Annotated in this window: 19 protein-coding genes; 17 read left to right on the forward strand and 2 right to left on the reverse strand. The window is 73.4% G+C overall.

The window, feature by feature from the left end; genetic code table 11:
* The first annotated feature begins 31 nt into the window (after window positions 1-31).
* From HZF07_RS19555 to HZF07_RS19590, 8 genes are all read left to right on the forward strand, one after another.
* On the forward strand, window positions 32-3,148 hold the full coding sequence (locus HZF07_RS19555; RefSeq protein WP_157343922.1) for a heavy metal translocating P-type ATPase: 3,117 nt from the start codon (window positions 32-34) through the stop codon (window positions 3,146-3,148).
* Window positions 3,149-3,158: 10 nt separating this feature from the next.
* On the forward strand, window positions 3,159-3,581 hold the full coding sequence (locus HZF07_RS19560; RefSeq protein ID WP_157343923.1) for a hypothetical protein: 423 nt from the start codon (window positions 3,159-3,161) through the stop codon (window positions 3,579-3,581).
* Between the two features lie 74 nt (window positions 3,582-3,655).
* Window positions 3,656-4,204 carry an RNA polymerase sigma factor gene (locus HZF07_RS19565; RefSeq protein WP_198346436.1) on the forward strand — a complete coding sequence of 183 codons (549 nt, stop codon included), beginning with the start codon at window positions 3,656-3,658 and terminating at the stop codon, window positions 4,202-4,204.
* Window positions 4,201-5,034 carry an anti-sigma factor family protein gene (locus HZF07_RS19570; RefSeq protein WP_157343924.1) on the forward strand — a complete coding sequence of 278 codons (834 nt, stop codon included), beginning with the start codon at window positions 4,201-4,203 and terminating at the stop codon, window positions 5,032-5,034. Before HZF07_RS19565 ends, HZF07_RS19570 begins: the two co-directional genes overlap by 4 nt.
* On the forward strand, window positions 5,031-5,861 hold the full coding sequence (locus HZF07_RS19575) for an ABC transporter ATP-binding protein (RefSeq protein WP_157343925.1): 831 nt from the start codon (window positions 5,031-5,033) through the stop codon (window positions 5,859-5,861). The genes HZF07_RS19570 and HZF07_RS19575 overlap by 4 nt, the downstream gene beginning before the upstream one ends.
* The gene (locus HZF07_RS19580; RefSeq protein WP_157343927.1) at window positions 5,861-6,280 is read left to right on the forward strand and encodes a hypothetical protein; all 420 of its coding nucleotides are present in this window, start codon (window positions 5,861-5,863) and stop codon (window positions 6,278-6,280) included. The genes HZF07_RS19575 and HZF07_RS19580 overlap by 1 nt, the downstream gene beginning before the upstream one ends.
* A complete protein-coding gene (locus tag HZF07_RS19585; protein ID WP_157343928.1) occupies window positions 6,277-7,134 on the forward strand; it encodes a hypothetical protein in 858 nt (285 codons plus the stop codon). The genes HZF07_RS19580 and HZF07_RS19585 overlap by 4 nt, the downstream gene beginning before the upstream one ends.
* Window positions 7,131-8,081 carry a nucleoside hydrolase gene (locus HZF07_RS19590; protein WP_157343929.1) on the forward strand — a complete coding sequence of 317 codons (951 nt, stop codon included), beginning with the start codon at window positions 7,131-7,133 and terminating at the stop codon, window positions 8,079-8,081. Before HZF07_RS19585 ends, HZF07_RS19590 begins: the two co-directional genes overlap by 4 nt.
* Here the strand turns inward: HZF07_RS19590 and HZF07_RS19595 are convergent, their stop codons facing one another.
* The gene (locus HZF07_RS19595; protein ID WP_157343930.1) at window positions 8,082-8,714 is read right to left on the reverse strand and encodes a maleylpyruvate isomerase N-terminal domain-containing protein; all 633 of its coding nucleotides are present in this window, start codon (window positions 8,712-8,714) and stop codon (window positions 8,082-8,084) included.
* A 128-nt stretch (window positions 8,715-8,842) separates the two neighbouring features.
* On the opposite strand from HZF07_RS19595, the gene HZF07_RS19600 reads away from it, so the two are divergent.
* From HZF07_RS19600 to HZF07_RS19635, 8 genes are all read left to right on the forward strand, one after another.
* Window positions 8,843-9,826 carry a LacI family DNA-binding transcriptional regulator gene (locus tag HZF07_RS19600; protein ID WP_157343931.1) on the forward strand — a complete coding sequence of 328 codons (984 nt, stop codon included), beginning with the start codon at window positions 8,843-8,845 and terminating at the stop codon, window positions 9,824-9,826.
* Window positions 9,823-11,103 (forward strand): sugar ABC transporter substrate-binding protein, encoded by a 1,281-nt coding sequence (locus tag HZF07_RS19605; protein ID WP_157343932.1) that lies wholly within the window; start codon window positions 9,823-9,825, stop codon window positions 11,101-11,103. The genes HZF07_RS19600 and HZF07_RS19605 overlap by 4 nt, the downstream gene beginning before the upstream one ends.
* Before the next feature lie 2 nt (window positions 11,104-11,105).
* Window positions 11,106-12,062 carry a carbohydrate ABC transporter permease gene (locus HZF07_RS19610; RefSeq protein WP_157343933.1) on the forward strand — a complete coding sequence of 319 codons (957 nt, stop codon included), beginning with the start codon at window positions 11,106-11,108 and terminating at the stop codon, window positions 12,060-12,062.
* 1 nt (window position 12,063) lies between these two features.
* On the forward strand, window positions 12,064-12,888 hold the full coding sequence (locus HZF07_RS19615; protein WP_157343935.1) for a carbohydrate ABC transporter permease: 825 nt from the start codon (window positions 12,064-12,066) through the stop codon (window positions 12,886-12,888).
* 11 nt (window positions 12,889-12,899) lie between these two features.
* The gene (locus tag HZF07_RS19620; protein WP_157343936.1) at window positions 12,900-14,459 is read left to right on the forward strand and encodes a glucoamylase family protein; all 1,560 of its coding nucleotides are present in this window, start codon (window positions 12,900-12,902) and stop codon (window positions 14,457-14,459) included.
* Complete coding sequence (locus tag HZF07_RS19625; RefSeq protein WP_157343937.1) at window positions 14,456-16,303, forward strand: GH39 family glycosyl hydrolase; 1,848 nt, start codon at window positions 14,456-14,458, stop codon at window positions 16,301-16,303. Before HZF07_RS19620 ends, HZF07_RS19625 begins: the two co-directional genes overlap by 4 nt.
* Window positions 16,304-16,401: 98 nt before the next feature.
* Window positions 16,402-16,941, forward strand: coding sequence for a DUF4234 domain-containing protein (locus HZF07_RS19630; protein WP_198346437.1), 540 nt, complete (start codon window positions 16,402-16,404; stop codon window positions 16,939-16,941).
* 39 nt (window positions 16,942-16,980) lie between these two features.
* Window positions 16,981-19,107 (forward strand): glycoside hydrolase family 15 protein, encoded by a 2,127-nt coding sequence (locus tag HZF07_RS19635; RefSeq protein WP_157343939.1) that lies wholly within the window; start codon window positions 16,981-16,983, stop codon window positions 19,105-19,107.
* Here the strand turns inward: HZF07_RS19635 and HZF07_RS19640 are convergent.
* On the reverse strand, window positions 19,104-19,721 hold the full coding sequence (locus HZF07_RS19640; RefSeq protein WP_157343940.1) for a hypothetical protein: 618 nt from the start codon (window positions 19,719-19,721) through the stop codon (window positions 19,104-19,106). The genes HZF07_RS19635 and HZF07_RS19640 overlap by 4 nt on opposite strands.
* Between HZF07_RS19640 and HZF07_RS19645 the strand changes: the two genes are divergently transcribed.
* Window positions 19,720-19,893: a hypothetical protein gene (locus HZF07_RS19645; protein ID WP_181645405.1), complete on the forward strand. Its 174-nt coding sequence runs from the start codon at window positions 19,720-19,722 to the stop codon at window positions 19,891-19,893. The genes HZF07_RS19640 and HZF07_RS19645 overlap by 2 nt on opposite strands.
* Window positions 19,894-19,910 lie beyond the last annotated feature (17 nt).

The raw sequence follows: 19,910 nt of genomic DNA on the forward strand, positions 1-19,910 counted from the left end.
TACCCCTTGGGGGTATGTTAGCGTCGATGTCATGACCACCTCGCCGGCGCTGTCCGAGTCGACCCTCGACATCGAGGGGATGACCTGCGCGTCGTGCGTCAACCGGGTCCAGAAGGCGCTCAACCGGGTCGACGGTGTCGTGGACGCGTCGGTGAACCTCGCGACCGAGACCGCCTCCGTCACCTACGACCCGGCCGCGGTCGGGCCCGCCGACCTGAGCGCGGCCGTCGAGAGGGCGGGGTACGCCGGACGGGTGCGCCAGCCGGTCGCGCCGACGCCCGACGAGCCGGACCCGATCGCCGCGCTCGACGCCCGCCGGGACACCGAGATCGCCACGCTGCGCCGGCGGTGGCAGGTCGCCCTCGTGGCGGGACTCGCGCTGATGGGCGTGATGTACCTCCCGCTCCACGTCGACACCATGGACTGGCTGATGCCGCTGCTCCTGGTCGTCGCCACCACCGTGCTCTTCTGGGCCGGGCAGGACATCTACCGCCAGGCCTGGGTGAACCTCCGGCACCGGACGACGAGCATGGACACGCTCGTCGCGCTCGGGACCGGCGTGGCCTGGGCCTACAGCGCGTTCGTGACGCTGTGGCCGGGGCTGGCCGAGCGGTGGGGGCTGCCGTTGCACCTCTACTTCGAGACGGCGCTGATCGTGGTCGCGCTGATCCTCATGGGCCGGTGGCTGGAGCTGAAGGCCAAGAAGCGCACGGCCTCCTCGCTGCGCGCCCTCGGCGACCTCGCGCCGACGACCGCGCGCGTCGCGCGTGGTGACACCGAGGTCGACCTGCCGCTCGCCGAGGTCGCCGTCGGCGACCTGGTGCGGGTGCGTCCCGGCGAGAAGCTGCCGGTCGACGGCGTCGTCGTCGAGGGCCGGTCCGCGGTCGACGAGGCGATGCTCACCGGCGAGAGCGTGCCGGTGGAGAAGGCCGTCGGCGACGCGGTGATCGGGGCGACCGTCAACACGACCGGCACCCTCGTCGTCCGCACCACCGCCGTCGGCGCCGACAGCACGCTGGCTCAGATCGTGCGGCTGGTCGAGGAGGCACAGGCGTCCGCGCCACCGATCCAGCGGCTGGCCGACCGGGTGTCCGCGGTGTTCGTGCCCGCGGTGCTGGTGGTCGCGCTGCTGACGTTCCTGGCCTGGCTCGCCTTCGGCCCGGACGGCGATCGCCTCACGCTCGCGATCGGTACGACGGTCGCGGTGCTGATCATCGCCTGCCCGTGCGCGCTCGGGCTGGCCACGCCGACGGCCGTGATGGTCGGCACCGGGCGGGCCGCGGAGATGGGCATCCTCATCGGCGACGGCGCCGCGCTGGAGACGGCCCGGCGGCTGACCGCGGTCGTGCTCGACAAGACCGGCACGATCACCCAGGGGCGGCCCGACGTCCGCACGGTCGAGGCCGTCGAGACCGTCGGCGACGCCGACGCGCTGCTCGCCCTCGTGGCCGCTGCCGAGGTCGGCAGCGAGCACCCGGTGGGGGAGGCCGTGGTCCGGGCCGCGCGCGAGCGTGGCCTGGTGGTGCCGCCGGCCACCGACTTCGACTCGGTGCCCGGGCACGGGGTGGTCGCCACGGTCGACGGCCGCCGGGTCCTGGCCGGGAACTCCGCCCACCTCGCGGCCCACGGCGTCGTCGCCGCCGGCGCCGGGATCCTGGTGGCGGTCGACGGCGCGTACGCCGGCCGGATCGAGGTCGCCGACACCGTGAAGCCGACGTCGGCCGCGGCGGTCCGGGCACTGCGCGACCTCGGGCTCGAGGTCTGGATGGTCACCGGCGACGACGCGGCGACCGCTCGGCGGGTGGCCGGCGAGGTCGGCATCGAGCACGTGCTGGCCGGCGTACGACCGGCCGACAAGGCCGCCCGGGTCGCCGATCTGCAGGCCGCCGGCCACGTGGTCGCGATGGTCGGCGACGGCGTCAACGACGCCCCCGCGCTGGCGACGGCCGACCTCGGCATCGCGATCGGCACCGGCACGGACGTGGCGGTCGCCGCGTCCGACGTCACGCTGGTCGGCGGCGACCTCGGTGGCGTGGCCTCCGCGATCGACCTGTCGCGGCGCACGGTGGCGACGATCAAGCAGGGGCTCGCGTGGGCCTTCGCCTACAACGTGCTGCTGATCCCGGTCGCCGCCGGCGCGCTCTACTGGTGGGACGGCCTGCTGCTCGACCCGGTGCTGGCCGGGGCCGCGATGGCGATGAGCTCGGTGAGCGTGGTGACCAACGCGCTGCGACTGCGGCGTCCGAGCCGCGGGAGGGTCGCGGACTCGGCGTACCTCGTCGGCATCGCCGCCCTGGCGCTGCTGGTCGGCGCCGGGTTCACCTGGCTGAGCCGCACCGACCAGGCCGAGCGCGGCATGAACGGTCTGCTGTCCTTCCAGGAGGACATGGGCATGCCGATGCACCCGCAGATGTCGGTGATGGAGCAGACCGAGATCCCGCCGATGTCGGCCGACGACGCCGGGCTGACCTTCGGGTACGACGTGCCGGCCGACGTCGCGCCGGGCGAGGCGACGACCGTGACGATCACGGTCGACGGCGCCTCCCGCCTGGTGAAGACGCACGAGGCGTGGATGCACCTGATCGTGACGCGCGCCGACCTCGGCACGTTCGCGCACCTGCACCCGGAGCCCACCGACGAGGAGGATGTGTTCGAGGTGCCGGTCACCTTCCCGACCGCGGGCGACTACACGCTGCACGCGGAGGTGCGGGAGCAGGGCCAGCTGGCCGACGTGCTCGACGAGACGACGGTGCCGGTCGCGGGCACCGCCCCCGCTCCGGTCGCGGTGCCGGTCGGTGACGTCCGCTCGGCGACCGTCGACGGGGTGACGGTGTCGCTGGAGGGCGAGGCGCGGGTCGGTGGGACGAGCGACCTGACCCTGCGCACACCCGAGGGCCTGCAGCCCTACCTCGGCGCCGCCGGGCACGTCGTGGTGATGCGCGCCGACGGTGCCGACTTCCAGCACCGGCACGCCGAGACCTTCGACGGCCGGGGCCGGCCGGTGCCGGCGCTGCCGGGCACCACGTTCGGGCCCGAGCTCGACCTGCACGTGCGCTTCGACGACGCCGCCGCCTACCGGCTCTGGGTGCAGCTGCGGCTCGCCGACGGGTCGGTGGTCACCGCGCCGTTCGTGGTGCACGCGGGTTAGGGTGGTGGCGATGAGCGACGTGGATTACTGCGATCTGTGTGACCTTCCGAAGAGCACGTGCATCCACGGCAACCCGCCGCCACCACCGCCGACAGCGGTGAAGCGGGCGGCGCCGCGGGTGCCCGGGACTCGTCGTACCGCCGCTGCTCCGCCGGCACCGCCGCGCGTCGTCAACACGAAGTGGACGCCGCCGGTGGCCTTCGAGCCGGTGATCCTCGAGGTGCTCGACGAGCACGGCGGCCAGATGGAGCAGGACGACGTCTACGTCGCCCTCGAGGAGGTCATGGCCGACCGGCTCAAGCCGGCCGACCACGAGACCACCCCCGAGGGCGAGCTGCGCTGGCGCTACGCCGCTCGCAAGGCCCGGCAGACCCTGATCGCCGACGGGCGGATGACCAAGGGCAAGCCGGGCGTCTGGGCACTCGCCGACTGAGCTGCCGCTCGCCTCTCGTCCGTCGAAATCGTCGGTCCGCGAACCGATCGGCCCCCTCGGTGGCACAGTGAAGCGTGACCGACCACCAGGGGCCTGCGGAGGCGAGTGACCGGGCGTTGCTCGCCCGGATCGCGGAGGACGACCGCGGTGCGCTGCACGAGCTCTTCGTGCGGCACCAGCCGTGGCTGGCCGCCCGCGTCCGGCAGCGCTGCGCCGACCCCGCGATCGTCGCCGAGGTCGTCAACGACACCTTCCTGGTGGTGTGGGAGAAGCCCGGCAGGTACGCCGGGGACGGCGAGGTGGCGGCCTGGCTGTGGGGCATCGCGATCCGCACCCTGCTCCACCGGCTGCGGCCGCGGAAGTCGGTGCTGGAGCGGCTGACCGCCCTGCGCCACGACCACGCCACCGCGTCCGCCGAGGAGGCGGTGCTCCTCTCGGTCGAGCACACCGACGTCGGCCAGGCGCTGCAGCGGCTCTCGCCCGAGCTCGTGGCCGTCGTGCAGGCGACCGTGATCGACGGGCTGTCGACCCGCGAGGCCGCTGCCCTGCTCGGGATCCCGAGCGGCACCGTCAAGAGCCGGATGAGCCGGGCCCGCTCCGAGCTGAGGGAGGCGCTGCTGTGAGCACCCACCACACCGCGTGGCACGCGGACGACGAGGACCTGACGACGTACCTGGACGGCGGTACGCCGGCGGTGCTGGCCGCGTCGCTCGAGACCCACGTCCTCGGCTGCCCCGCATGCCGGGCGCGGCTCGCGACGCTGAGCAGCGCCGACGAGCGGGAGCTCGCCTGGGCGCGGCTCGCCGACGCCGTCGACCGGCCGTCGCGCTCCCCGTGGATCGTGCGTTCCGCGATCGCCACGCCGGTGATGGTGCAGGCGGCCGCGGTCGCCCTGCTGCTGGTCGGCCTGGTGCCGCTGGTCGCTGCGACCGCCTTCGGGGGGCGGGGACTCGTCACGCTCCTGGTGGCGGCGCCGCTCGCACCAGTCGCCGCCGTCGCCCTGGCCTATCGGGACGGCTCCGACCCCAGCGGCGAGCTCGCCCTCGCGGCGCCGACCGCCGGCCTGCGCATCGTCGCCCTCCGGGCGCTGCTGGTCGCCGCGATCGCGATGCCCGTGGCCGCCGGGGTGCTGCTCGGTGTCGACCAGTGGCTCGGCGACGTGCCGGTGCGGCTCGCCTTCGCGTGGTGCCTGCCCGGTCTCGCGCTGGCCGCGGTGGTGCTGCTGGCCGGCACCACCCGTCTCGACCCCGCTCACGTGGCCGTCGCCGCCAGCGCCGGGTGGGCGCTGCTCGTCGGCCTGATCGTCTTCGCGCACCGGTCGGTGCGCCCGGAGCTCTTCACCGACGCGATCGGCGGACCCGCTGTGCAGGCCGCCGCCCTGGCGGTCGCGGTCGGCGCGACCGTGATGACCGTCGTACGGCGCGACGCCGTCGCCTACCGGAGGACCACATGATCGAGACCACCGCCCTCACCAAGGCGTTCGGCCGCACCCGCGCGGTCGACGAGGTGACCCTGTCCACCGGCCGGGGCGTGATCGGGTTGCTGGGCCCGAACGGCGCCGGCAAGACCACGCTGCTGCGGATGGCGGCCACCGTGCTCGCCCCCGACGCCGGCGAGCTCCGGCTCCTCGGGCTCGACCCGAGCCGGGCCGGCGAGCGGGTCGAGATCCGCCGCCGCCTCGGCTACCTGCCGCAGAGCCCCGGTCTCTACCCGGGCTTCACCCCCTACGACATGGTCGACTACGTCGCCGTGCTCAAGGAGCACACCGACCGCGCGTGGCGACGCCAGGAGGCGCGCCGGGTGCTGGAGGCCGTCGAGCTCACCGACGTCATGCACAAGAAGATCCGCTCGCTCTCCGGCGGCATGCGGCAGCGGGTCGCGCTCGCCTGCGCGATGGTCGGCGACCCGGACCTGCTCGTGCTCGACGAGCCCGCCAACGGACTCGACCCCGACCAGCGGCTGCGGCTGCGCTCCCTCCTGTCGACCTCGTCCACGGTGCTGATGTCGACCCACAACATCTCCGAGGTTTCCGCGCTCTGCCAGCGCGTCTACGTCATGTTCGACGGCCGGATCCGCTTCACCGGCACGCCGGCCGACCTCGCGGGGCTCGCGGTCGGCCGGGTGTGGGAGGACGACCGCCAGGACCCGGACGCGATCCGCAGCTGGCTCACCTCCACCGGCACCTACCGCCACCTCGGTCACCCGCCCAGCGGCGCCCAGGTCGTCGACCCGACCCTGGACGACGGCTACCTGCTGCTCGCCCGCAAGGAGCACACCTGATGGCCGCCTGGTTGTGGCCGACGGTCCGCTCGATCAGCTGGGCGCCGTTGGCCGGGGTCTCGGCCTGCCTCCTGGCGGTCACCCTCGTGACGGACAACTGGAACGCGGGCCTCGTCGGGATCGCCGCGGCCGCCGTCGCAGGGGCGCAGGTCGCCGGCCTGCACGACCCGGCAGCGGCGCTGCTCTCGGCGCTGCCGACCTCCGCCGCCGTACGCCGGGCGCGCCGGCTCGCGCTGCTGGTCCCGGTCGCCCTCGGGGTGTGGCTGGCGACCGTCGACGGGTCGCTGCTCGGTCTGCTCGCGCTCACCGTTGTGGGTGTCGCCGTGTCGGTGCACGCGGGGGTGCCGGCCGGCGTCGCCGTACCTCTCCTCTGGGCGATCTTCGCCTGGTCCGCCGGATTCGAATGGGATCTCCGATGACGACTGCTACGCACGAGCTGGCCCGGATGGAGGCGCGGCTGATGCTGCGCCATCCGGCGCCCTGGACAGGCGCCGTCCTCTCGGCGCTGATGGCCTGGAACATCTGGGACGAGGACTGGTCCGGCGAGCGCTACCAGATGCTCATCGCCTCCGTGACGCCGCTGCTGCTGGGGATCTCGCTGGCCAGCGTGTCGGCGTTCGGCCGCGAGCTGGTGCCGGTGGCCGACGCGGCCCCGATGGACCGGTCCCGCCGGTCGGTGGCCCGGCTGGTCGGAGCACTGCCACTGGTGGGTGTCGCCGCGGTGCTCATCGCGGGCGTCTTCATCTGGCTGCGCGCCATCGGCGGTCTCACGCTCGGCGACGAGCCAGGGCGGACGGTGCACGCGCACCACACGCTGCCCGAGATGCTCCAGCCGGTGCTGCTCGCGGTCCTGGCGGTCGCGATCGGCGCGGCCATGGTCCACGTCCTGCGCCGACGCCTGGCCGCCTCGATCCTGCTGGCCCTCGGGTGGTTCCTGCTCGGGCCGACCTACTGGATCTTCAACGGGCCCGTCCTGACGTTCTTCAGCCCGGTGCAGGTGCAGCCGATGACCGTCGACATCGGTCCGCCGGAGACGGATCCGTCGACCTTCCCGGCGGGCTGGCTGCTCACCGGTCCGGGGCCGTACCAGGACTACTGGGGCCGGGTCGTGGTGTCGCCGGCCATGGCGGCCTGGCACGACGTCTACCTGGTCGGCGTCATCGCGCTCGCCGTGGCGGTCGCGGTCCCCGGTCGGCTGCGCCGTCCGCTCGTCGCCCTCGGCGTGGTGCTCGTGGCCGCCGGTGTCGTGATGCAGAAGGTGGTGGCACCGTGAAGCGCTTGTTCGCGGCCGCAGTGGCGGCCCTGGCGCTGACCGGCTGCAGCGCGCCGTACGACGACGACGGCGAGTACGGCGCGGCGGGCTCGCTGGCCGGTGCGGCCGCACCCGAGGAGGACGCGACTCCCGTCGTGGTCGACACCGACCTCGCCGGCGACGACCTCGTGGCGCTGGCCTACCTGCTGCGCCGTCCCGACGTGCGCGTCGTCGCGGTGACCGTTGCCGGCACCGGACTGGTCGGCTGCGACCCCGGCGTGGACCTGGTCGCCGACCTCGTGCACGCGCTGGGGGAGGGCTTCGTGCCGGTCGCCTGCGGACGCGAGGAGCCCGCGCGGGAGTGGCCGGCGGCGTGGGTCGAGACCGCCGAGGCCGCACCCGGGCTGCCGCGCCTGGACACCACGTTCCGGCCCGCGTCCGAGCCGGCGCCGCTGCTGCTCGCCGAGCTGGCGATGTCCTACCCCGAGCTCGACGTGGTCGCACTGGGGCCGCTGACGAACCTCGCCGACCTCGCCGAGCGCTGGCCGGACGACTACGCGCGGCTGGGCGGGATCCACGTCATGGGCGGCGCGGTGGACGTGCCGGCGATCGACGGCGTCGCCGAGTGGAACGCCGCGGCCGATCCGGCGGCGTTCGCCGCGGTGCTCGCGGGACGGGTCCCGGTCACCGTGGTGCCCGACGACCCGATCCCGTCGGGCACGCCCGAGGAGCTCGTCGTCGGCGTGGTCGGAGCGATCGCGACGGCTGCTGGAGACGTCCCGAAGCGGTGGGACCTCGCGACCGCCGCTGCGTTCGTCGAGCCGGGGCTGGCCGAGACCCGGCGGGGCACCTGGACGGTCGACGACACCGGCCGCCTGACCCGCACCGGCCCCGGCCGCACCACGGTCGTCACCGCCCTCGACGAGGCCGGGCTGAACGCGTCGTACGCGAGCGACTTCTCGGGGTAGTCAGGGCACGACGGAGGCGCCGGCGGGGAGCGGCTGGCGGCCGGTGAGCGCGAGCACGACGTCGACGCCGTGCCCCTGGCGCAGGGCGCTGGCGGACGCGAGGGCGAGCGTGTCGGCGAGCGCCTCGGCGGGCGGGGTGAAGTCCAGGCCGGTCGCACGGGCGATGTCGAGGCAGTGGACGGTGAGCTCGAAGGTGCGGGTCGGCAGGTAGTCGCTCACCCGCATCCCGCCGGCCGCCGTGTCGACCACCGGGTCCTCGCCCTCGAGCAGGTCGAGCGCGGCCTCCGCGTCGCCGCGGGCCGCGCGCAGGGCCGCGATCGGGTCCTCGCCGAGCGCGATGCCGGCCTCGATGCCGCGCAGGTGCACGGCGTCGCGGGCGGTGCCGTGCGTCATCCGGCTGACCAGCGCGAAGTAGTCGGCCGCGTCCTCGGCCGCGATCTCCTCCGCGCGGGTGTCGAGGTAGGTCACGACCGTCACCAGCGACCGGCCGGTGTGGCCGATCAGCGACCGCAGGTCCCACGAGCCCAGCCCGGGCTCGGCGTACCGCTCCAGCGGCACCCGCTCGGCGAGGTCGAGGAACGCCGACGCGGCCTCGGCGTACGTCGCGCGGGCGGTCTCGAGGCTGCTGTCCATCGGTCCATTGTGACGGCGCCCGGGAGGCGAAGGTAAAGGATCTCGCCGCGGAGGTGTGTCCGGCGTCACAGGTGGGTACGACGGTTTGTAACCGGTTACACGAGCACCACTCGGGAGGTGACGACCGGATGCGAGCCACGATCCGCGATGTCGCCCGCGAGGCGGGCGTCTCGATCGCCACCGTCTCGCGCGTGCTGCGCGACTCGACGGCGGTCCGCCCCACGACGCGCGATCGGGTGCTGGCGGCCGCGGACGAGCTCGAGTTCGTGCCCAGCGCGCTGGGCCGCCAGCTCGCCGAGCGCCGCCATGCCGCCAACGGCATCGTCTTCCCCGACCTCTCCGGCCCCTACTACGCCGAGGTCGTGCTCGGCTACGAGTCGGTGGCCGCGGAGCTCGGCCGCTCGGTCCTCATCCTCTCGACCCGCGACCGCCCCGACGCCGAGTCCGCCGTGCAGGCGATGGCCGAGCGCTGCGACGGCCTGGTCGTGCTGGGCCGCACCGTCCCCGACGCCGCCGTCGAGCGGCTCGTGGTTCGCGGCGCGCACGTCGTCATGGTCGCCCGGCCACCCGTGGGCGGCGCCGACTCCGTCAACGCCCGCAACCGCCAGGGCGCCCGCGCCCTCACCGAGCACCTCCTGGATCTCGACGTCCGCCGCCTCGTCTTCGTCGGGGACCCCTCGACCTCCCCCGACGTGGCCGAGCGACTGCGCGGGATCCAGGAGGCCCTACCTGCCGACGCCGACCTGCAGCTCCACCACGTCGACTCGCTCGACGAGGAATGCGGAGCGCACGTCGTCGGCGACTACCTCACCCGCGCGCTGCCCGACGCCTTCGTCTGCGCCAACGACGAGCTCGCGCTCGGCATGCTCGGCCGGCTCAGCGCCGCCGGCGTCGACCTGCCCGGCCGGGTCAAGGTCGCCGGGTGGGACGACGTGATGGCCGCCCGGTACGCCGGCCTCACGACCGTCCGGCAGCCGATGCGCGAGCTCGGCGCCACCGCCGCCCGGCTCCTGGACGAGCTGATCAGCGGCTCCCGCTCCCACCCCACCCACGAGCTGCTACCGACGCAGCTCGTGGTCCGCAGCACCACTCTCGGAAAGGTTGCACCATGAACGTCAGGACCACCGCCATCGCCGGGCTCGCCGTCGCGAGCCTCGTGCTGACCGCTTGCGGCCGTGAGGACGACTCCGGGGCCGGAGGGGAGGCGCAGGGCGACGCGGTCGCGGAGGGCAAGGCCTCCGGCACCGTCGAGGTCTGGGCGATGGGCACCGAGGGCGAGAAGCTCGGTGACTTCGTCTCGGAGTTCGAGGACGCCAACCCCGACGCCGACGTCAAGGTCACCGCGGTGCCCTGGGAGGCCGCGCACGACAAGATCTCCAACGCCATCGCGGCCGGCGAGACGCCCGACGTCAGCCTGATCGGCACCACGTGGATGGGCGAGTTCGCCGCGGCCGACGGGCTGATGCCGACCCCGCAGGACCTCGTCGACGAGGGCGACTTCTTCCCCGGCGCCTGGGGGTCGACGGAGGTCGGCGGCACGTCGTACGGCGTCCCCTGGTACGTCGAGACCCGCGTGCTCTTCTACCGCACCGACCTGGCGAAGAAGGCCGGCTGGGACAAGGCGCCGACCAGCTGGGACGAGCTCAAGCAGTTCGCCAAGGACATGGAGAGCAAGGGCGGCGCGGAGTACGGCCTCAACCTGCAGCCCGGCCAGACCGGCTCGTGGCAGAGTTACCTGCCCTTCGGCTGGTCCAACGGCGCGACGCTGACCAACGACGACGGGACGGAGTACACGATCGACTCGCCCGAGATGGCCGAGGCGCTCGACTACTACACCTCCTACTTCGACGAGGACCTGTCGCTGACCCGCACGCTCGACCCCGGTGAGCTCGAGGACGGCTTCGCCAAGGGCACGTTCGGCTCGTTCATCTCGGGCCCGTGGCACACCGGCCTGGTGGAGGACGCGGGCCTCGACGAGAGCAAGTACGCCGTGGCGCCGCTGCCCGGGCCCGATGGCGGCATGGGCACGTCGTTCGTCGGCGGCGGTGACCTCGCGGTCTTCAAGGACGCCCAGAACCCCGACGCCGCCTGGAAGCTCGTGCAGTGGCTCAGCGAGCCCGACGTCCAGCAGGAGTGGTACGACGAGATCGGCGACCTGCCGGCCGTGCAGGCCTCCTGGGACACCGGCGAGCTGGCCGACGACCCGCAGCTGCAGGTGTTCGGCGAGCAGCTGACCTCGGCGCAGTCGCCCCCGTCCGTGCCGACGTGGGAGCAGGTCGCGGCCAGCATCGACTCGGTCGTCGAGAAGGCGTCCAAGGGCGACCTGTCCGGCGAGGACGCGGTCAAGCAGATGCAGTCCGAGGCGCAGTCGATCGGCACCGGGCTCTGACGATGTCCACCGTCAAGCACGCTGCTCCCGCACCGGTGGCCACCCCGCCGGTGCGGGAGGCCCGGCGCTCAGGTCCGCGCGACCCCGCCAAGCGCGCGCAGGCGGTCGCCGGCTGGATCCTCGCCTCGCCGTTCGTCGTGGTGTTCCTGGTGTTCACGGCCGGCCCGGTGCTCGCGAGCCTCGGGATGAGCTTCACCGACATCCGCAGCACCGACATGCGCTCGCCGTTCGCGGTGGCCTTCGTCGGCGTCTCCAACTACGCCGACCTGCTGCAGGACCCGGTCTTCCGCAAGGTCACCGTCAACACCCTGCTCTACCTGGTGCTCGGGGTGCCGCTCACGATGGCGGTGGCGATGCTCGTCGCGGTCGGGCTCAACAGCATCAGCCGCTTCCGCGGCTTCTTCCGGGTCGCGTTCTACCTGCCGGTCGTGACCAGCATCGTCGCGGTCTCCGTGGTGTGGAAGTACATCTACCGCGAGGAGGGCGGCCTCCTCAACGCGGTCCTCGGCTGGGTCGGCATCGACGGCCCCGGCTGGCTCGACTCGACCAGCCTCGCGCTGCCCTCCCTGGTGGTGATGGCGGTGTGGCGCAACTTCGGCACGCTGATGATCATCTTCCTCGCCGGCCTGCAGACCGTGCCGCGCGAGCACCTCGAGGCGGCGGAGGTCGACGGCGCCAGCGCGTGGGGGCGGTTCCGCCACATCACGCTGCCGGCGATGCGGCCGGTGCTGCTCTTCGGCGCGGTCATCACCGGCATCGGCTACCTCCAGTTCTTCGAGGAGGCGTTCGTGATGACCAAGGGCGGTCCGCTCGACGCGACCCGGTCGGTCACCTTCTACACCTACGACCAGTTCAGCTTCGGCAACTACGGGTACGCCGCGGCCGCGAGCTACCTGCTCTTCCTGGCCATCGTGGTGCTGACCGCCATCCAGTTCCGGCTGCTCCGGGAGCGTGACTGACATGCAGGACCAGGTCCGCACCCCCCGCTGGCTCTACGCGGTCCTCGCCGGTGGGCTGGTGCTCGTCGTCATCCCGTTCGTCTGGATGCTGGTGTCCTCGATCAAGCCCGAGGCCGAGGTCCGAGCGGTCCCGCCCACCTGGTTGCCCCAGACGGTGACCGCCGACAACTACGACACGCTCTTCACCAAGCTCGACTTCCCGACGTACTTCCTCAACTCCGTGATCGTCGCGCTCGCGATCACCGTGGGCAACGTCGTGTTCTGCTCGATGCTCGGATACGCGCTCGCGAAGCTGGAGTTCCCCGGCAAGCGGGTGCTCTTCGTGCTCGTGCTGGGCACGCTGATGGTGCCGGGCGTCGTGACGTTCGTGCCGCTCTTCGTGCTCACGACCAACCTCGGCCTCACCAACACGCTGCCCGGCATGATCCTGCCGTTCCTGGCGGGGCCCTTCGGCGTCTTCCTCATCCGGCAGTACGTCCTCGGCCTGCCCGACGAGCTGATCCAGGCCGCCCGCGTCGACGGCGCCGGCGAGCTGACGATCTTCGCCCGCGTGATCATGCCGCTGTGCGGCCCGGCGCTGGCGACGCTCGGCGTGCTCACCTTCCTCACGTCCTGGAACAACTTCCTCTGGCCGCTGGTCGTCGCCACCTCGGAGGACAAGTACACGCTGCCGGTGGCGCTCGCGCTGTACGCCGTCGGCCAGAACGCCACGCAGTACGGCCTGCTGCTCGCGGGCTCGGTCGTCGTGGTCGTCCCCGTCCTGCTCGTCTTCCTGCTCCTGCAGCGCTACGTCGTGCAGGGCATCGCCATGACTGGCATCAAGTAAGGAGATCCCCCATGCGCAACTCGGTGCGCGTCCTCGTCATCGCGCTCGGCCTCGCTCTCGGGCTCGGCAACCCCACACCAGGAGAGGCCGGTCGGCCGCAGCTGGAGAAGGAGCGGCACGGTCACGTGCTCGAGCGGTACGCCGCCGACACGTGGCGGTCGGTGGCCGCCATGGTCGACCCGCGGACCGGTCTCCCGGCGGACAACGTCGGCGGCGACCTGGCCGCCGGCAGCCGCTCGGCGTTCACCTCCCCCACCAACATCGGCGCCTACCTCTGGAGCACGGTCGCGGCCCGCGACGTGGGGCTCCTCCACCGGCGCGAGGCGCACCAGCGCCTAGCGCAGACGCTGGCGACCGTCGCCACGCTCGAGCGACACGACGCGTCGGGCATGTTCTACAACTGGTACAGCCCGACCACCGGCGAGAAGCTGCGGGCCTTCCCCGACAGCGGCGACCGGATCAAGCCGTTCCTGTCCAGCGTCGACAACGGATGGCTCGCGACCGCGCTGCTGCTGGTCTCGCGCGCCGACCCGTCGCTGAAGCGGCAGGCCGACGCGATCCGCACCGGCATGGACTTCGGCTGCTACTACAACCCGGCCGAGGGCAACGGCGGACCGACGCCCGGAGGCCAGATCCGCGGCGGCTTCTGGGACGAGGACCCGGCCGAGGCCGCCGCGGTGCGCGGTGACTACTGCGGCATGGGCACCGACGTCTGGTACACCGGCCACCACTACGGAGCCTTCAACACCGAGCCGCGCATCGCCTCCTACCTCGGCATCGCGGCCGGCCAGATCCCGGCCAAGCACTACTTCGGGACGTTCCGCACCTTCCCCGACACCTGCGACTGGTCGTGGACCGAGACCAAGCCGGTCGGGGCGTGGCGCACCTACACCGCCGACGGTGAGCCGATGCAGGTCTTCGAGGGCGCGCTGCCCTACCGCGGCCAGCACCTCGTGCCGACCTGGGGCGGCAGCATGTTCGAGGCCCTCATGGTGCCGCTCTTCGTCCCCGAGGAGCAGTGGGGGCCGCGGTCGTGGGGCGTCAACCACCCGGCATACGTGCGCGGCCAGATCGAGCACGGGCTCGACGAGGCAGGCTACGGCTACTGGGGCTTCTCGCCGTCCAACAACCCGGCCGGCGGATACCGCGAGTACGGCGTCGACCAGCTCGGCCTCGATGGCGCGGGCTACACCAGCGACCAGGAGCGCACGACCGTCGACCAGCCCTACGAGGGCTGCCGCGCGGGCTCGCCGCCCCCCACGACGTACGGCGACGGCGTGGTGACGCCGCACGCGTCCTTCCTCGCCCTGCGCTACGCGCCGAGGGCGGCCCTGGCCAACCTCGCGAACATCGCCCGCGACTTCGACGCGTACGGCAAGGGCGGCTTCTACGACGCGGTGGCCGTCCGCAGCGGCCAGGTGTCGCAGCGCTACCTCGCGCTCGACCAGGGCATGGTCATGGCGGCGCTCGGCAACGCCCTGGCCCACGACGACATGCGCCGCTACGTCGCGCGCGGCGCGATGCGGCACCAGCTCGAGCCGCTGATGGCGCAGGAGGTCTTCACCCGATGACGGACGCGCAGCGCGATGCCAGGGCCGACTGGGAGTCACGGATCGGTCTGCGGACCGGCGTCGCCTTCGCCGGCAACGCCCCCGAGCTCCCGCCGCCCGACGGGCTGGTCGCCGTCCCCGGCGGGTCGCAGGTGACGCTGGACTGGAAGCCGGTCGACGGCGCCGTGGGCTACCAGGTGCACGTCGCCGACGGACCGCGCGGACCGTGGGCGGAGCTCGACCACGCCGGCCGCGACGTGCTCGCGGTGCCGCACCCGCCGTACGTCGACACGACGGGGGAGCCAGGCGCGGAGCGGTGGTACGCCGTCGCGTCGCTCTCCGACGTGTACGTCGTGGGGGAGCTGTCGGAGCCGGTCTCCGCGGTGCCGCTGGCGACGGCGGGGCCGGTCGTCCTCGACGTCGACGCGGCCTCCGACCTGGGGGAGCTGGACCGGCCGTGGCGGCCGATGATCGGCGCCGAGCACCTCTCCCACGCGCTGTCGACCGACACGACCGGCGGCCGGGTCGTCGGCGAGGAGCTGTCGTCGGCGCTGCGCGCCGCGCACGACGAGCTCGGCGTCACGCACGTCCGCGCCCACGCGATCCTCTGCGACGACCTCGCGGTCTACCGCGAGCCCGACGGCCCTGACGGGGACCCGGTCCACGACTTCTCGGGCGTGGACCGGGTCTTCGACCACGTCCGGTCGCTGGGCCTCTACCCGGTCGTGGAGCTCTCCTTCATGCCGCACGACCTGGCCTCGGACCCGTCGAAGACGGTCTTCGAGTACGGCGCGATCGTCTCGCCGCCCAGGGACTGGGGCCGCTGGCACGACCTGGTCCGAGACCTCACCGCCCATCTCGTGGAGCGCTACGGCGACGAGGTCGTCGAGCGCTGGTCCTTCGAGGTGTGGAACGAGGCCAACCTCGAGGTCTTCTGGTCCGGCACGCCCGAGGAGTACCTCCAGCTCTACGACGTGACGGTCGCCGCGGTGCGCTCCGTCGACGACCGGCTGGTCGTCGGCGGCCCGTCGTCGGCGGCGGCGGGCTGGGTCGAGGAGCTGCTCGCGCACGCCGAGGAGGCCGACGTGCCGGTCGACTTCGTGTCGACGCACACCTACGGCTCGCCGCCGCTCGACTTCCGCCCGACGCTCGCGCGCTACGGCCGGGCGGGCACCCCGATCTGGTGGACGGAGTGGGGCGTCACGCCGACCCACTTCAACGAGGTCAGCGACGCGGTCTTCGCGGGCACGTTCCTGCTGCGCGGCATGGCCTCCTCGATGGGCCGGATCGAGGCGCTGTCCTACTGGGTGGTCTCCGACCACTTCGAGGAGCTCGGCCGACCGCCGGCCCTGCTGCACGGGGGATTCGGGCTCCGGACCGTCGGCGAGCTGCGCAAGCCGCGATGGTGGGCGCTGGCCATGCTGGAGCGGCTCGGTGCACGCCGGCTGGCGGTGACGCTGACCGGTGACGGGGGCGGATCCCTGGTCGAGGCGCTCGCGGCCGCATCGGGCTCGGAGACGACCGTGCTGCTCTGGAACCTCACGCTCGACCAGACGAAGGCGGCCGGATCCGACGCGCTGGCCCGGTCGGTCGAGGTCCGGGTGAGCGGCCTCGCTGCGGGCACGACGTACACCCTGCGGCACGAGCGGGTCGACCAGCACCACTCCAACGTCGCCGCGGCGTGGGATCGGCTGCGGGAGGACGGCCAGGACTGGCCGGACGAGGAGCAGTGGGTGCAGCTGCGGGCCGCCGACCGGCTCGACCACGCCGAGCCGGAGCGCGAGGTCACCGCCGACGGCAGCGGCGTCGTCACCGTCGAGGTGGAGCTGCCGATGCCGGCGATGAGCCTGCTGACGCTGTCCTGACCGGACCACCCCGCGAGGGTTTTGGGCGTTTCGGTCGAAGCGGGGGTGCCGCTGGTCCTAGCCTCGAGTGTCTGCCCACTCCGACGTGAGGACACCCCATGACCGAGAGCAACGACCCCACCGGCTCCGCTCCGGAACCGGCCGCGGCTCCGCCGCCGCCCGCGCCGGAGGCCGGCACTCCCGCGCCGCCGCCGGCACCGTACTCCGCACCGCCCGCGGCCCCGGTCCCCACCGCTGCCGCGCCGCTCGCGCCGATGGCCGGGCCGGCCGACGGCCCGATCGGGCAGGTGCGCAGCACCGGGACCTGCGTGCTGCTGACGATCGTGACGCTCGGCTTCTACACCTGGTACTGGTGGTACAAGACGCACGACGAGATGAAGCAGCACACCGGCAACGGGCTGGGTGGTCCGGTCGCGCTGATCCTCGCGATCTTCGTTGGCATCGTGATGCCCTTCTTCAGCTCGAGCGAGGTCGGCCAGCTCTACGAGCGCAAGGGCCGGCCCAAGCCGGTCAGCGGCACCACCGGGCTGTGGTACCTCCTGCTCGGATGGTTCTTCTTCGTCGGCGCGATCGTGTGGTTCGTCAAGACCAACGGCGCGCTCAACGAGTACTGGCGCTCGCAGGGCGCCCAGGGCTGATCCCGGTTTGGCCATGCGGGGTCCGGGTACGGGCCCCGCATGGCCAACCGTCTGCTCGGGGCGGTCGCGGCCGCCACCGCCGCCACCCTCGCCGTCGCCCTCCTGCCCTCCGCGGGAGGGTCCGCGCCCGCGCCCGACCGGGGCGCGAAGTCCACCTGGACCGAGGCGGACAAGTCCGGCTTCGGCACCGCCCGCGACCGCGGCAGCAACGTCTGGTTCACGCTGCAGCAGGGCCGGGTCAGCGAGGTGTTCTACCCCGACCTGTCGACGCCCAGCGTGCGCTCGCTGGACCTCGTGGTCGTCGGCGACGGCTTCGTGGACCGGCCGTCGGGCACGGCGGAGGTGAGCCGCCCCGACCCGGCCAGCCTGCGCTACACGATCACCCACGAGCGTGCCGGCCGCTACCGGCTCACCCAGGAGATCGTCACCGACCCCCGGCACGACTCGCTCGTCGTGCGCGCCGACCTGGTGCCGCTCGACGGCGGCGACTACCGGCTGTACGCCGTGCACGACCCGGCGCTCGGCAACGACGGCATGGACGACCGGGCCCGCAGCCGGCCGCACGCGCTGGTCGCGACCGACGGCGACCTGGCGACGGCGCTGGTGTCCAGGCCGGCGCTCCGGTCGACGACGAGCGGCCTCGCCGGCCGGCCGTCCGACCCGCTGCGCGACCTCGACGCCGGGCGCACGGCTGCCGGCCCCGGCAACGTCCGCCAGGCCGCCGAGCTGCCGCCCCGGGTGACGATCGCCCTCGGCTTCGGCCGGTCGGTCGCCGGCGCGCTCGGCCAGGCCCGTCGGACGGTGCGGACGGACTGGGCGACGACGCGCACGGCGTACGACCGTGGCTGGAACCGCTACGTCGAGGCGCTGCGCCCGCTGCCGTCCAGCGCCTCGGACATCCAGGACGAGTACCTCGCCTCGGCGCTGGTGCTCGCGGCGGCCGAGGACAAGCTGCACCCGGGCGCGTTCGTCGCCTCGCCGTCCGCGCCGTGGGTGTGGGGTGACGAGGTCAAGGACCTCTCGTCCCCGTCGGGCGCCTACCACCTGGTGTGGTCGCGCGACCTCTACGCGTTCGGCACGGCGCTGTGGGCGATGGGCGACCGGGCGGCCGCGCGGCGCGCGGTCGACTGGCTCTTCGGCACCCAGCAGAAGCCCGACGGCTCGTTCCCCCAGAACTCCGACGTCGCGGGCACGCCGGTCTGGGGCAACCTCCAGCTCGACGAGGTCGCGTTCCCGATCGTCCTGGCCCGGCTCGTGGGCAAGCGCGATGCGGCCACCTGGCGCGGCGTGCGCAAGGCCGCGGAGTTCCTGGTGGGCTTCCGCTACGACGAGGAGGACCGCGCGGCGCCGTACACGCCCCAGGAGCGGTGGGAGAACCAGTCCGGCTACTCGCCGAGCTCGATCGCGGCCGAGGTCGCCGGGCTCGTGGCGGCGGCCGACCTCGCGCGGGCGCGGGGTCACCGCGACCTGGCCCGGACCTGGCTCGCGACCGCCGACCGGTGGCAGGCGAAGGTGAAGCGCTGGACGGTGACGACCAACGGCCCGCTCTCGGACCAGCCTTACTTCCTGCGGCTCACCAAGGACGGGCGCCCGAACAGCGGGATGAAGTACGCGATGGGCGACGGCGGTCCGATGCAGATCGACCAGCGCCGGGTCGTGGACCCGAGCTTCCTCGACCTGGTGCGGCTCGGTCTCGTGCGGCCGGGCGACCCGGTCGTGCGCAACACGCTGTCGGTCGTCGACGACGAGCTGCGGGTGGACACCCCGAACGGACCGTTCTGGCGGCGCTTCAGCCACGACGGGTACGGCGAGACGCGCGCCGGCGGGGAGTGGGTCATCACCGACCCCGGGGCCAACCGCACCCTGGGCCGCGGGTGGCCGATCCTGACCGGGGAGCGCGGGGAGTACGCCGTCGCGGCGGGCGCGGACGGTGCGCCGTACCTGCGCGCGATGGCGGCGGCCGCCGGTCCGGCCGGGATGCTCTCCGAGCAGGTCTGGGACGGTCGGCCGCCGACCGGCTCGCCGTGCTGCCCGGCCGGTGAGGGCACCCGCGCCGCGACGCCGCTGGTGTGGTCGCACGCGCAGCTGGTGCGGCTCGCCTGGACGATCCAGGAGGGCCACCCGGTCGACCAGCAGGCGGTCGTCGCGGACCGGTACCTGCGCTAGACCCGCACCTCGATCTCGTCGCCGAGGCGCGCGCCGCCGAGGAGGTCGAGGTCGTCGCCGCTCCAGAAGCGGCCGGGGTCGTAGTAGTTGGTCGGGCGCTCGGTGCTCAGCAGGCCCATGGCCTTGTAGGTCGCCGCCACCACCTCGGCGCAGTAGGTGAGCTCGGCGGACGCCGCGCGGCGTACCCGCCCCTGCGCCCAGCGCCCGACGAGCTTGGCCGTCGACGGGAACGGCGTGCCGTCGAGGCGGGCGATGGTCTTGAGGACGGCGTCCTCCATCTCCTTGGTGACCGTCGCGTCGAGCTGGCGCAGCCAGGCCCGCTGCCCGTAGCGGCCGGTCCACTGGTCGACCGCCTCGCGCAGGTCGTGGAGCTGGACGCCGCGGTGGTGGCTGTCGCTCCACACGTCGCGCAGCCCCTTCCCGAGCTCGGCGTGCCACATCAGCGGCGGGAGGTCGTCGAGCACGACGGCCATGCCGACGTGGTTGACCGGCGCATTGGTGACGACCCGGATAGCGTGGTCCGCGGCGGACTGGCCGCGGAAGAGCCACAGGTCGCCGGTGCGGGTCAGCTCGACCGCCTCGTCGAGGGTCAGCCCGCTCGTCGGATACGTCATGGAGGTCCTCGTGAAGCTCTGGAAGGTGCTCGGCCTGGCCGGCCTGGCGGGCGTCGCCGCCTCGGGGGCCATCATTGCGCGCGACCAGCGGCAGCGGGCGCAGCTCACGCCGGAGCAGGTGCGCGACAAGCTGCACGAGCGGCTCGCGCAGTCCCCTCCCGACCCGGACTGACCTCTCCCAGTCGGCTC

This window comes from Nocardioides agri, assembly GCF_013778305.1.
Taxonomy (GTDB): domain Bacteria; phylum Actinomycetota; class Actinomycetes; order Propionibacteriales; family Nocardioidaceae; genus Nocardioides; species Nocardioides agri.